This window comes from Streptococcus mitis, assembly GCF_000960025.1.
Taxonomy (GTDB): domain Bacteria; phylum Bacillota; class Bacilli; order Lactobacillales; family Streptococcaceae; genus Streptococcus; species Streptococcus mitis_DH.
In genome coordinates, this window is sequence record NZ_JYGQ01000001.1 from 1 (window position 1) to 13,464 (window position 13,464).

Annotated in this window: 9 protein-coding genes, 10 tRNA genes and 3 rRNA genes; all 22 read left to right on the plus strand. The window is 44.5% G+C overall.

Features of this window, described 5'->3' with window-relative positions:
• A 16S ribosomal RNA gene (locus TZ91_RS00005) occupies positions 1–1,344 on the plus strand; the annotation flags it as partial.
• Between the two features lie 51 nt (positions 1,345–1,395).
• Positions 1,396–1,468 (plus strand) — tRNA-Ala (locus tag TZ91_RS00010).
• Between the two features lie 125 nt (positions 1,469–1,593).
• Positions 1,594–4,495 (plus strand): 23S ribosomal RNA (locus TZ91_RS00015).
• Between the two features lie 76 nt (positions 4,496–4,571).
• Positions 4,572–4,687 (plus strand): 5S ribosomal RNA (rrf, locus tag TZ91_RS00020).
• A gap of 4 nt (positions 4,688–4,691) precedes the next feature.
• Positions 4,692–4,764: transfer RNA gene (locus tag TZ91_RS00025), tRNA-Val, on the plus strand.
• A 2-nt stretch (positions 4,765–4,766) separates the two neighbouring features.
• Positions 4,767–4,839, plus strand: a tRNA-Asp gene (locus TZ91_RS00030).
• Positions 4,840–4,863: 24 nt separating this feature from the next.
• A tRNA-Lys gene (locus TZ91_RS00035) sits at positions 4,864–4,936 on the plus strand.
• A gap of 5 nt (positions 4,937–4,941) precedes the next feature.
• Positions 4,942–5,023 (plus strand) — tRNA-Leu (locus TZ91_RS00040).
• 18 nt (positions 5,024–5,041) lie between these two features.
• Positions 5,042–5,114 (plus strand) — tRNA-Thr (locus TZ91_RS00045).
• Positions 5,115–5,136: 22 nt separating this feature from the next.
• Positions 5,137–5,208 (plus strand) — tRNA-Gly (locus TZ91_RS00050).
• A gap of 7 nt (positions 5,209–5,215) precedes the next feature.
• Positions 5,216–5,301, plus strand: a tRNA-Leu gene (locus tag TZ91_RS00055).
• 11 nt (positions 5,302–5,312) lie between these two features.
• Positions 5,313–5,386 (plus strand) — tRNA-Arg (locus TZ91_RS00060).
• Positions 5,387–5,401: 15 nt separating this feature from the next.
• A tRNA-Pro gene (locus TZ91_RS00065) sits at positions 5,402–5,475 on the plus strand.
• A gap of 507 nt (positions 5,476–5,982) precedes the next feature.
• Complete coding sequence (locus TZ91_RS00075; protein ID WP_033687275.1) at positions 5,983–6,174, plus strand: hypothetical protein; 192 nt, start codon at positions 5,983–5,985, stop codon at positions 6,172–6,174.
• A complete protein-coding gene (locus tag TZ91_RS00080) occupies positions 6,171–6,365 on the plus strand; it encodes a hypothetical protein (protein WP_004258091.1) in 195 nt (64 codons plus the stop codon). Before TZ91_RS00075 ends, TZ91_RS00080 begins: the two co-directional genes overlap by 4 nt.
• Positions 6,352–7,236 carry an ABC transporter ATP-binding protein gene (locus TZ91_RS00085; RefSeq protein ID WP_045596893.1) on the plus strand — a complete coding sequence of 295 codons (885 nt, stop codon included), beginning with the start codon at positions 6,352–6,354 and terminating at the stop codon, positions 7,234–7,236. The genes TZ91_RS00080 and TZ91_RS00085 overlap by 14 nt, the downstream gene beginning before the upstream one ends.
• A 1-nt stretch (position 7,237) precedes the next feature.
• Positions 7,238–7,975 carry an ABC transporter permease gene (locus tag TZ91_RS00090; RefSeq protein WP_033687276.1) on the plus strand — a complete coding sequence of 246 codons (738 nt, stop codon included), beginning with the start codon at positions 7,238–7,240 and terminating at the stop codon, positions 7,973–7,975.
• Positions 7,975–9,072 carry a sensor histidine kinase gene (locus TZ91_RS00095; RefSeq protein WP_033687277.1) on the plus strand — a complete coding sequence of 366 codons (1,098 nt, stop codon included), beginning with the start codon at positions 7,975–7,977 and terminating at the stop codon, positions 9,070–9,072. The genes TZ91_RS00090 and TZ91_RS00095 overlap by 1 nt, the downstream gene beginning before the upstream one ends.
• A complete protein-coding gene (locus TZ91_RS00100) occupies positions 9,073–9,672 on the plus strand; it encodes a response regulator transcription factor (RefSeq protein ID WP_004262068.1) in 600 nt (199 codons plus the stop codon).
• 314 nt (positions 9,673–9,986) lie between these two features.
• Positions 9,987–10,400: a 30S ribosomal protein S12 gene (gene rpsL / locus TZ91_RS00105; RefSeq protein ID WP_001142332.1), complete on the plus strand. Its 414-nt coding sequence runs from the start codon at positions 9,987–9,989 to the stop codon at positions 10,398–10,400.
• Positions 10,401–10,419: 19 nt separating this feature from the next.
• Positions 10,420–10,890 (plus strand): 30S ribosomal protein S7, encoded by a 471-nt coding sequence (rpsG, locus tag TZ91_RS00110; protein ID WP_000087873.1) that lies wholly within the window; start codon positions 10,420–10,422, stop codon positions 10,888–10,890.
• 394 nt (positions 10,891–11,284) lie between these two features.
• On the plus strand, positions 11,285–13,366 hold the full coding sequence (gene fusA / locus TZ91_RS00115; protein ID WP_000090348.1) for an elongation factor G: 2,082 nt from the start codon (positions 11,285–11,287) through the stop codon (positions 13,364–13,366).
• Positions 13,367–13,464: the final 98 nt, after the last annotated feature.

A 13,464-nucleotide genomic window follows, 5' to 3' on the forward strand; every position in this document is an offset into this window, starting at 1 on the left:
CTTAAAAGGTGCAATTGCATCACTACCAGATGGACCTGCGTTGTATTAGCTAGTTGGTGGGGTAACGGCTCACCAAGGCGACGATACATAGCCGACCTGAGAGGGTGATCGGCCACACTGGGACTGAGACACGGCCCAGACTCCTACGGGAGGCAGCAGTAGGGAATCTTCGGCAATGGACGGAAGTCTGACCGAGCAACGCCGCGTGAGTGAAGAAGGTTTTCGGATCGTAAAGCTCTGTTGTAAGAGAAGAACGAGTGTGAGAGTGGAAAGTTCACACTGTGACGGTATCTTACCAGAAAGGGACGGCTAACTACGTGCCAGCAGCCGCGGTAATACGTAGGTCCCGAGCGTTGTCCGGATTTATTGGGCGTAAAGCGAGCGCAGGCGGTTAGATAAGTCTGAAGTTAAAGGCTGTGGCTTAACCATAGTACGCTTTGGAAACTGTTTAACTTGAGTGCAAGAGGGGAGAGTGGAATTCCATGTGTAGCGGTGAAATGCGTAGATATATGGAGGAACACCGGTGGCGAAAGCGGCTCTCTGGCTTGTAACTGACGCTGAGGCTCGAAAGCGTGGGGAGCAAACAGGATTAGATACCCTGGTAGTCCACGCCGTAAACGATGAGTGCTAGGTGTTAGACCCTTTCCGGGGTTTAGTGCCGCAGCTAACGCATTAAGCACTCCGCCTGGGGAGTACGACCGCAAGGTTGAAACTCAAAGGAATTGACGGGGGCCCGCACAAGCGGTGGAGCATGTGGTTTAATTCGAAGCAACGCGAAGAACCTTACCAGGTCTTGACATCCCTCTGACCGCTCTAGAGATAGAGTTTTCCTTCGGGACAGAGGTGACAGGTGGTGCATGGTTGTCGTCAGCTCGTGTCGTGAGATGTTGGGTTAAGTCCCGCAACGAGCGCAACCCCTATTGTTAGTTGCCATCATTCAGTTGGGCACTCTAGCGAGACTGCCGGTAATAAACCGGAGGAAGGTGGGGATGACGTCAAATCATCATGCCCCTTATGACCTGGGCTACACACGTGCTACAATGGCTGGTACAACGAGTCGCAAGCCGGTGACGGCAAGCTAATCTCTTAAAGCCAGTCTCAGTTCGGATTGTAGGCTGCAACTCGCCTACATGAAGTCGGAATCGCTAGTAATCGCGGATCAGCACGCCGCGGTGAATACGTTCCCGGGCCTTGTACACACCGCCCGTCACACCACGAGAGTTTGTAACACCCGAAGTCGGTGAGGTAACCGTAAGGAGCCAGCCGCCTAAGGTGGGATAGATGATTGGGGTGAAGTCGTAACAAGGTAGCCGTATCGGAAGGTGCGGCTGGATCACCTCCTTTCTAAGGATAAGGAACTGCGCATTGGTCTTGTTTAGTCTTGAGAGGTCTTGTGGGGCCTTAGCTCAGCTGGGAGAGCGCCTGCTTTGCACGCAGGAGGTCAGCGGTTCGATCCCGCTAGGCTCCATTGGTGAGAGATCACCAAGTAATGCACATTGAAAATTGAATATCTATATCAAATAGTAACAAGAAAATAAACCGAAAACGCTGTAGTATTAATAAGAGTTTATGACTGAAAGGTCAGAAAAATAAGGTTAAGTTAATAAGGGCGCACGGTGGATGCCTTGGCACTAGGAGCCGAAGAAGGACGTGACAAACGACGATATGCCTTGGGTAGCTGTAAGTAAGCGATGATCCAGGGATTTCCGAATGGGGGAACCCAACAGGTACTACCTGTTACCCGCATCTGTTAAGGATGTGAGGAGGAAGACGCAGTGAACTGAAACATCTAAGTAGCTGCAGGAAGAGAAAGCAAAAGCGATTGCCTTAGTAGCGGCGAGCGAAACGGCAGGAGGGCAAACCGAAGAGTTTACTCTTCGGGGTTGTAGGACTGCAATGTGGACTCAAAGATTATAGAAGAATGATTTGGGAAGATCAGCCAAAGAGAGTAATAGCCTCGTATTTAAAATAGTCTTTGTACCTAGCAGTATCCTGAGTACGGCGGGACACGTGAAATCCCGTCGGAATCTGGGAGGACCATCTCCCAACCCTAAATACTCCCTAGTGACCGATAGTGAACCAGTACCGTGAGGGAAAGGTGAAAAGCACCCCGGGAGGGGAGTGAAATAGAACCTGAAACCGTGTGCCTACAACAAGTTCGAGCCCGTTAATGGGTGAGAGCGTGCCTTTTGTAGAATGAACCGGCGAGTTACGTTATGATGCGAGGTTAAGTTGAAGAGACGGAGCCGTAGGGAAACCGAGTCTGAATAGGGCGCCTTAGTATCATGACGTAGACCCGAAACCATGTGACCTACCCATGAGCAGGTTGAAGGTGCGGTAAGACGCACTGGAGGACCGAACCAGGGCACGTTGAAAAGTGCTTGGATGACTTGTGGGTAGCGGAGAAATTCCAAACGAACTTGGAGATAGCTGGTTCTCTCCGAAATAGCTTTAGGGCTAGCGTCGACATTAGAGATTCTTGGAGGTAGAGCACTGTTTGGGTGAGGGGTCCATCCCGGATTACCAATCTCAGATAAACTCCGAATGCCAATGAATTATGGTCGGCAGTCAGACTGCGAGTGCTAAGATCCGTAGTCGAAAGGGAAACAGCCCAGACCACCAGCTAAGGTCCCAAAATAATTGTTAAGTGGAAAAGGATGTGGGGTTGCACAGACAACTAGGATGTTAGCTTAGAAGCAGCTATTCATTCAAAGAGTGCGTAATAGCTCACTAGTCGAGTGACCCTGCGCCGAAAATGTACCGGGGCTAAAACAATTTACCGAAGCTGTGGATACCTTTATAGGTATGGTAGGAGAGCGTTCTATGTGTGATGAAGGTGTACCGTGAGGAGTGCTGGAACGCATAGAAGTGAGAATGCCGGTATGAGTAGCGAAAGACAGGTGAGAATCCTGTCCACCGTAAGACTAAGGTTTCCAGGGGAAGGCTCGTCCGCCCTGGGTTAGTCGGGACCTAAGGAGAGACCGAAAGGTGTATCCGATGGACAACAGGTTGATATTCCTGTACTAGAGTATGTAGTGATGGAGGGACGCAGTAGGCTAACTAAAGCAGACGATTGGAAGTGTCTGTCTAAGCAGTGAGGTGTGATATGAGTCAAATGCTTATATCTGTAACATTGAGCTGTGATGGGGAGCGAAGTTTAGTAGCGAAGTTAGTGACGTCACACTGCCAAGAAAAGCTTCTAGCGTTTAAACATACTCTACCCGTACCGCAAACCGACACAGGTAGTCGAGGCGAGTAGCCTCAGGTGAGCGAGAGAACTCTCGTTAAGGAACTCGGCAAAATGACCCCGTAACTTCGGGAGAAGGGGTGCTGACTTTAAGTCAGCCGCAGTGAATAGGCCCAAGCAACTGTTTATCAAAAACACAGCTCTCTGCTAAATCGTAAGATGATGTATAGGGGGTGACGCCTGCCCGGTGCTGGAAGGTTAAGAGGAGTGCTTAGCGTAAGCGAAGGTATGAATTGAAGCCCCAGTAAACGGCGGCCGTAACTATAACGGTCCTAAGGTAGCGAAATTCCTTGTCGGGTAAGTTCCGACCCGCACGAAAGGCGTAATGATTTGGGCACTGTCTCAACGAGAGACTCGGTGAAATTTTAGTACCTGTGAAGATGCAGGTTACCCGCGACAGGACGGAAAGACCCCATGGAGCTTTACTGCAGTTTGATATTGAGTGTCTGTACCACATGTACAGGATAGGTAGGAGTCTATGAGATCGGGACGCCAGTTTCGAAGGAGACGTTGTTGGGATACTACCCTTGTGTTATGGCCACTCTAACCCGGATAGGTGATCCCTATCGGAGACAGTGTCTGACGGGCAGTTTGACTGGGGCGGTCGCCTCCTAAAAGGTAACGGAGGCGCCCAAAGGTTCCCTCAGAATGGTTGGAAATCATTCGCAGAGTGTAAAGGTATAAGGGAGCTTGACTGCGAGAGCTACAACTCGAGCAGGGACGAAAGTCGGGCTTAGTGATCCGGTGGTTCCGTATGGAAGGGCCATCGCTCAACGGATAAAAGCTACCCTGGGGATAACAGGCTTATCTCCCCCAAGAGTTCACATCGACGGGGAGGTTTGGCACCTCGATGTCGGCTCGTCGCATCCTGGGGCTGTAGTCGGTCCCAAGGGTTGGGCTGTTCGCCCATTAAAGCGGCACGCGAGCTGGGTTCAGAACGTCGTGAGACAGTTCGGTCCCTATCCGTCGCGGGCGTAGGAAATTTGAGAGGATCTGCTCCTAGTACGAGAGGACCAGAGTGGACTTACCGCTGGTGTACCAGTTGTCTTGCCAAAGGCATCGCTGGGTAGCTATGTAGGGAAGGGATAAACGCTGAAAGCATCTAAGTGTGAAACCCACCTCAAGATGAGATTTCCCATGATTTTATATCAGTAAGAGCCCTGAGAGATGATCAGGTAGATAGGTTAGAAGTGGAAGTGTGGCGACACATGTAGCGGACTAATACTAATAGCTCGAGGACTTATCCAAAGTAACTGAGAATATGAAAGCGAACGGTTTTCTTAATTTGAATAGATATTCAATTTTGAGTAGGTATTACTCAGAGTTAAGTGACGATAGCCTAGGAGATACACCTGTACCCATGCCGAACACAGAAGTTAAGCCCTAGAACGCCGGAAGTAGTTGGGGGTTGCCCCCTGTGAGATATGGAAGTCGCTTAGCTCTAGGGAGTTTAGCTCAGCTGGGAGAGCATCTGCCTTACAAGCAGAGGGTCAGCGGTTCGATCCCGTTAACTCCCATAGGTCCCGTAGTGTAGCGGTTATCACGTCGCCCTGTCACGGCGAAGATCGCGGGTTCGATTCCCGTCGGGACCGTTTAAGATAACGGAAGTTATTTTAGACTCGTTAGCTCAGTTGGTAGAGCAATTGACTTTTAATCAATGGGTCACTGGTTCGAGCCCAGTACGGGTCATATATGCGGGTTTGGCGGAATTGGCAGACGCACCAGATTTAGGATCTGGCGCTTAACGGCGTGGGGGTTCAAGTCCCTTAACCCGCATTAAGATATAATAAATGAGCCGGCTTAGCTCAGTTGGTAGAGCATCTGATTTGTAATCAGAGGGTCGCGTGTTCAAGTCATGTAGCCGGCATTTTTAGATAGAAGAAAACAGTGCGAACGTAGTTCAGTGGTAGAACACCACCTTGCCAAGGTGGGGGTCGCGGGTTCGAATCCCGTCGTTCGCTTAGAGAGGCCGGGGTGGCGGAACTGGCAGACGCACAGGACTTAAAATCCTGCGATTGGTAACGATCGTACCGGTTCGATTCCGGTCCTCGGCATAAACTAATGAGCACCCTTAGCTCAACTGGATAGAGTACCTGACTACGAATCAGGCGGTTAGAGGTTCGACTCCTCTAGGGTGCATTTTTCTATTTAACTCGGGAAGTAGCTCAGCTTGGTAGAGTACTTGGTTTGGGACCAAGGTGTCGCAGGTTCGAATCCTGTCTTCCCGATTCATTACAGAGATACGTAAGCGTATCTTTTTTGTTTTAACTAGATATTATATACATTAAGAGAGAATTAGTTTGCTTCTCTCTTTTTTTAATTTCAGTAATTCATTTTGATTGAGTATACTTTTTTGTTTCCTGATTTGTTCAATAAATACTGTAGTTTAGGTACATAAATTAAAATTTAACAGATTGTATAATTCTTACAAACTTTTAAGAAAGTAATTTAAGAGTTTTTTTGTGCTGCCTATAATATATCTGTTTTGTACGATAAAAATTTCCGATCTTTTGATTTTAAATAAGTATTAGTTTTCAATATAGTGTGAATTGGGTTTGATATTTCTTTTAAGGAAGCTGCCTTAGATTTTTCTACTTGTGTTTTATTGTATAGTGTATCTTGCTTGTTTTGAACAGAATCTTTTATGACATTTGTCATATTTCCTTGTGACAGAAGCATCTAGCTCCGCTAACTTTAAAAGACTATAATTGAAGTATGAAAGGGAGGAAGAAAAAATGAAACATAAAGTAATTGTCGCAATGAGTTTAGTAGCAGCAGGACTTATGACTTATCTCATGTTTTCAGGATTGGATGAAGGCTTCTATCATTTTCCTTGGGAGTTGTTTGCAGGATTTGGCATGATGTCTTGGATTATCCGAGAAGGCTTGAAATTGGTCTTAGATGTGAAAAAGGAGTTTGAAAAATGAAAAAAGCGTTTCTCTATCTTTTTATTGGACTATCACTAGTGGTATGGTTGGTAGAAATGTTTACAGGTTGGTTTGATCAAGCCTTCCTTCACCAATTCATCCGTGGTGCCTGGGGACTAGGATTTATGATTTTTATCGCCTTTCCTATGGGAAAGGAGTGGCTGAAAGGAGAATATGATGAACATGATTAAGGTAGAAAGCCTAAATAAAAACATCAAGGGCAAGGCTATTTTGAAGGATATTTCCTTTGAGGTAGCTGAAGGTGAATGCGTCGCCTTGATTGGACCCAATGGTGCTGGGAAGACCACACTCTTGGACTGTCTGCTTGGAGATAAACTGGTCACAAGCGGTCAAGTATCCATCCAAGGCTTGCCAGTGACGAGCTCTAAGTTAGACTACACAAGATCCTATCTCCCTCAAGAAAATGTCATCGTTCAGAAATTAAAGATCAAAGAGTTGATTGCTTTCTTTCAAAGTATTTATCCAAATCCCTTTAGCAAACAGGAGATCGATCAACTATTGCAGTTTGACGAGCAACAAAAAGAGCAATTTGCAGAAAAATTGTCAGGTGGGCAAAAGCGTCTTTTCTCTTTTGTCATGATCTTGATTGGGCGACCAAAGCTTGTTTTTTTAGATGAGCCAACTGCGGCCATGGATACCTCTACCCGTCAACGTTTTTGGGAGATTGTCAATCAGTTAAAGAAAAATGGTGTGACCATTGTCTATTCTTCTCACTATATCGAAGAGGTAGAGCATACAGCGGACCGAATCTTGGTCTTGAATAAGGGAGAGTTGATTCGCGATACAACACCTCTAGCCATGCGCAGTGAGGAGATTGAAAAGCACTTTATCCTTCCTCTAGCATATAAGGAAGTTGTCGAACAGTCAAACTTGGTTGAAAACTGGTCACAAAAACAGGATGCTCTACAAGTAGTCACACGCGAAGCAGATGCTTTTTGGGAACTGTTAGTGCAAGCAGGATGTAGGATTCAAGAAATTGAAGTCAATAATCGTAGCTTACTGGATACAATCTTTGAAGAAACACAAAAGGGAGATGACTAAGATGAAACGATGGACCGCACTAAACAAGATAGAATTTCTATTGACCAAACGGCAACTCGTCTATTATTTATTATCCGTAGGAATGCCGACGGCTTTCTATTTATTCTTTTCTGGCATGTACCAGGAGACACCAGGTGGACCCGCGAATTTTATGCGTGATTATCTTATCTCCATGACGGCCTTTTCCATGATGTCGACAGCTATGTTTTCATTTCCAGCTGTTTTACATACCGATAAAATCAACAACTGGCAGAAAACATTACGCCATACCCCTGTAAATATGGTAGAATATTATCTATCAAAGATAACAAGTATGATGGTTGATTATTTGGTCTCAATCCTGGTTGTTTTCTCAGTTGGGCACTTGGTCAGAGGTGTGGATATGCCTCTAGGAAGCTGGATTGGGGCGGCGTTCTTGTTGATAGTAGGAAGTGTAGCTTTTGTAGCGCTTGGATTGACCTTGACACTCTTGCCTTCTAGTCAGCTGATGTCTGTCGTGGGTAATCTTCTCTATCTAGGATTGGCTGTTTTAGGCGGACTCTGGATGCCCATCTCTTTATTTCCAGACTGGATGCAAGCAATCGGGAAGTGCCTACCAACTTATCAGTTGATGGAGTTGCTCAAGACCTTCTTAAATGAGGATGACATCAATCTATCAGCCACAGTTTATCTACTTGTTTTTTCAGCAGTTTTGTTTGGTTTGACCATTTACCTTCAAGGTCATAAGGAGAATGCTTAATGCTTGAAAGACTGAAAAGCATAGACTATATGTATTGGGCCAGTTTGATTTTTATGGTTTTTCCCATCGTTCCTGTAGTGACTGGGGAGCTTCCTAGCTGGCATTTGTTGATTGACATTCTGTTTGTCTTGGCTTACTTAGGTGTTTTAACCACCAAGAGTCAGCGTTTATCCTGGCTCTGTTGGGTAATTATGCTAGCCTATGTAGCTGGGAATACTGCCTTTGTTGGTGTAAATTATATCTGGTTCTTCTTTTTCCTTGCCAATCTCTTAATTTATCATTTCGGCGTACGTAGTTTTAATTCTTTACATGTCCGGACTTTTCTCCTTGCTCAAGTCCTTGTTGTGGGGCAACTTTTGATTTTTCAGGAAGTTGAAGTTGAGTTTCTAGTCTATCTGCTTGGAATTATCACTTTTATCGATTTAATGACTTTTGGCTTGGTTCGGATTCGTATTGTGGAGGATTTGAAAGAAGCTCAGGCTAAGCAAAATGCGCAGATAAATCTATTGCTTGCTGAAAATGAACGCAGTCGTATCGGTCAGGATCTCCATGACAGTCTAGGCCATACTTTTGCCATGTTGAGTGTCAAGACAGATTTAGCCTTGCAGTTATTTCAGATGGAGGCTTATCCACTGGTGGAGAAGGAATTAAAAGAAATTCAGCAAATTAGCAAAGAATCAATGCGTGAAGTGCGAACCATTGTGGAAAATCTTAAGTCTAGAACTTTGACATCCGAACTAGAGACTGTGAAAAAGATGTTAGAAATTGCTGGAATTGAGGTGGAAATAGCTAATCAACTAGATACAGCTAGCTTAACTCAGGAATTGGAGTCAACGGCTTCCATGATTTTGCTTGAATTAGTGACCAATATCATCAAACATGCCCAAGCGTCTAAAGTCTACTTAAAATTAGAACGGACAGAGAAAGAACTCATTCTAACAGTGAGAGATGATGGCTGTGGCTTTGCTTCTATAAAGGGGGATGACCTCCATACAGTTCGAGATCGTGTTCTTCCATTTTCGGGAGAAGTAAAGGTAATTAGTTGGAAAGAACCGACAGAAGTGCAGGTTCGACTACCCTATAAGGAGAGAAAGTAGATGAAAGTATTAGTCGCAGAAGATCAAAGTATGTTACGAGATGCAATGTGCCAGTTGCTCACGCTTCAACCGGATGTAGAGTCTGTCTTTCAAGCCAAGAATGGGCAAGAAGCAATCCAACTATTTGAAAAGGAGTCTATAGATATCGCCATCCTTGACGTAGAAATGCCTGTTAAGACAGGTCTTGAAGTCTTGGAGTGGATACGAGCAGAAAAGCTTGAAACAAAGGTGGTTGTGGTGACGACCTTCAAGCGTCCTGGGTATTTTGAACGTGCGGTCAAGGCTGGAGTAGATGCTTATGTATTAAAAGAAAGAAACATTGCAGACCTCATGCAAACCTTGCACACTGTCCTCGAAGGGCGCAAGGAGTATTCGCCTGAATTGATGGAAGTGGTGATGACGCATCCCAATCCATTAACAGAACAAGAAATCGCAGTTTTAAAGGGAATTGCTCAGGGCTTCTCTAACCAAGAAATTGCAGACAAACTTTATCTATCCAACGGAACAGTCCGAAACTATGTCACCAATATTCTTTCGAAACTAGATGCAGGTAATCGAACAGAGGCAGCTAATATCGCGAAAGAATCTGGTTGGTTGTGATGATATAATATTTTTTTGAACATTATTTGTTAAAATTGATGGGATTGAATGGAACAATACTAACTTTAGGAGGGTGGGATTCCTCCTTTTTCTTTTTTTAGGGAGCACTACAAAAGAGCTAAAATTAACAATAAAAAAGAAAAATATCTTGACAACCAATGGAAAATTTTGTTACAATAATAGACGGTACTTTTTACTTTTGGTCTCTCAAGAGTGTACAGGGACGTGCTGACAAATGTTGCAAAAGTACACACAGATGATAGCTGTCACCAAGTGTATCATCACCAAAAATAAAAAAACACAGGAGAATGTAGATGCCTACAATTAACCAATTGGTTCGCAAACCGCGTAAATCAAAAGTAGAAAAATCTAAATCACCAGCTTTGAACGTTGGTTACAACAGTCATAAAAAAGTTCAAACAAACGTTTCTTCACCACAAAAACGTGGTGTTGCAACTCGTGTTGGAACAATGACACCTAAAAAACCTAACTCAGCCCTTCGTAAATTCGCTCGTGTACGTTTGAGCAACCTTATCGAAGTTACTGCCTACATCCCAGGTATCGGACACAACTTGCAAGAGCACAGCGTGGTTCTTCTTCGTGGTGGACGTGTAAAAGACCTTCCAGGGGTACGTTACCATATCGTCCGTGGTGCACTTGATACTGCAGGTGTTAACGATCGTAAACAAGGCCGTTCTAAATACGGTACTAAACGTCCAAAAGCATAAGGAAAGGGGATAAAGAGAAATGAGTCGTAAAAATAGAGCTCCAAAACGTGACGTATTGCCAGATCCGCTTTACAATTCACAACTAGTTACTCGTCTTATCAACCGCGTTATGCTTGATGGTAAACGTGGTACAGCTGCTTCAATCGTTTACGGTGCCTTTGAGCAAATCAAAGAAGCTACTGGAAACGATGCACTTGAAGTATTTGAAACAGCTATGGAAAACATCATGCCTGTACTTGAAGTACGTGCACGTCGTGTTGGTGGTTCTAACTACCAAGTCCCAGTTGAAGTTCGTCCAGAACGTCGTACAACACTTGGACTTCGTTGGTTGGTAACAATCGCTCGTCTTCGTGGTGAACACACAATGCAAGACCGTCTTGCAAAAGAAATCTTGGATGCTGCTAACAACACTGGTGCTGCTGTTAAGAAACGTGAAGACACTCACCGTATGGCTGAAGCTAACCGTGCATTCGCACACTTCCGTTGGTAAGATAGGATGCGAAAGCGTTAAGAAAGTCCCAGAGAAAATAGGGAATCAAAGCAGGTTGCGATTGCAACCAATGAGATTCATCTTTTTCTCCAGACTTTTAGCTTGAGCTCAATTATATCATGATGCTAGGAACGATAAGGATGCAAGGTGAAAATAGGAAACTGACGCAGTATTCGACGAATACAAGGAAGTTTATCTTTTTCACACAGCATCCCGTTCCGGCTCAAATCGGCTAATTAACTTTAGCCCGAGTTCAATTCAACTTGAAAATCTACAAGTTGAAACCAACAATAGCATGAAAACATTGAGAACGGGTAGGTCCTGCCTATCCGTTTTTATTAAAATCGTGTTATAATAGAATAGAAATCAAAAATAAATAGGAGAAACAAACCTCATGGCACGCGAATTTTCACTTGAAAAAACTCGTAATATCGGTATCATGGCTCACGTCGATGCTGGTAAAACAACAACTACTGAGCGTATTCTTTACTACACTGGTAAAATCCACAAAATCGGTGAAACTCACGAAGGTGCGTCACAAATGGACTGGATGGAGCAAGAGCAAGAGCGTGGTATCACTATCACATCTGCTGCGACAACAGCTCAATGGAACAACCACCGCGTAAACATCATCGACACACCAGGACACGTGGACTTCACAATCGAAGTACAACGTTCTCTTCGTGTATTGGATGGTGCGGTTACCGTTCTTGACTCACAATCAGGTGTTGAGCCTCAAACTGAAACAGTTTGGCGTCAAGCAACTGAGTATGGAGTTCCACGTATCGTATTTGCTAACAAAATGGACAAAATCGGTGCTGACTTCCTTTACTCAGTAAGCACACTTCACGATCGTCTTCAAGCAAATGCACACCCAATTCAATTGCCAATCGGTTCTGAAGATGACTTCCGTGGTATCATCGACTTGATCAAGATGAAAGCTGAAATCTATACTAACGACCTTGGTACAGATATCCTTGAAGAAGACATCCCAGCTGAATACCTTGACCAAGCTCAAGAATACCGTGAAAAATTGATCGAAGCAGTTGCTGAAACTGACGAAGAATTGATGATGAAATACCTCGAAGGTGAAGAAATCACTAACGAAGAATTGAAAGCTGGTATCCGTAAAGCGACTATCAACGTTGAATTCTTCCCAGTATTGTGTGGTTCTGCCTTCAAGAACAAAGGTGTTCAATTGATGCTTGATGCGGTTATTGACTACCTTCCAAGCCCACTTGATATCCCAGCAATCAAGGGTATTAACCCAGATACAGACGAAGAAGAAACTCGTCCAGCATCTGACGAAGAGCCATTTGCAGCTCTTGCCTTCAAGATCATGACTGACCCATTTGTAGGTCGTTTGACATTCTTCCGTGTTTACTCTGGTGTTCTTCAATCAGGTTCATACGTATTGAACACTTCTAAAGGTAAACGTGAGCGTATCGGACGTATCCTTCAAATGCACGCCAACAGCCGTCAAGAAATTGACACTGTTTACTCAGGTGATATCGCTGCTGCCGTTGGTTTGAAAGATACTACAACTGGTGACTCATTGACAGATGAAAAAGCTAAAATCATCCTTGAGTCAATCAACGTTCCAGAACCAGTTATCCAATTGATGGTTGAGCCAAAATCTAAAGCTGACCAAGACAAGATGGGTATCGCTCTTCAAAAATTGGCTGAAGAAGATCCAACATTCCGCGTTGAAACAAACGTTGAAACTGGTGAAACAGTTATCTCTGGTATGGGTGAGCTTCACCTTGACGTCCTTGTTGACCGTATGCGTCGTGAGTTCAAAGTTGAAGCGAACGTAGGTGCTCCTCAAGTATCTTACCGTGAAACATTCCGCGCTTCTACTCAAGCACGTGGATTCTTCAAACGTCAATCTGGTGGTAAAGGTCAATTCGGTGATGTTTGGATTGAATTTACTCCAAACGAAGAAGGTAAAGGATTCGAATTCGAAAACGCAATCGTCGGTGGTGTGGTTCCTCGTGAATTTATCCCAGCGGTTGAAAAAGGTTTGGTAGAATCTATGGCTAACGGTGTACTTGCAGGTTACCCAATGGTTGACGTTAAAGCTAAACTTTACGATGGTTCATACCACGATGTCGACTCATCTGAAACTGCCTTCAAGATTGCGGCTTCACTTGCCCTTAAAGAAGCTGCTAAATCAGCACAACCAGCTATCCTTGAGCCAATGATGCTTGTAACAATCACTGTTCCAGAAGAAAACCTTGGTGATGTTATGGGTCACGTAACTGCTCGTCGTGGACGTGTAGATGGTATGGAAGCACACGGTAACAGCCAAATCGTTCGTGCTTACGTTCCACTTGCTGAAATGTTCGGTTACGCAACAGTTCTTCGTTCTGCATCTCAAGGACGTGGTACATTCATGATGGTATTTGACCACTACGAAGATGTACCTAAGTCAGTACAAGAAGAAATCATTAAGAAAAACAAAGGTGAAGACTAATCAGTCCTCGCTCTAGAAGGAAGTCACTTAGTGGCTTCCTTTTGTCTTTAGAAAATACCTCTAAATATGGTAAAATAGTAGGAGAATAATGTGAGGAA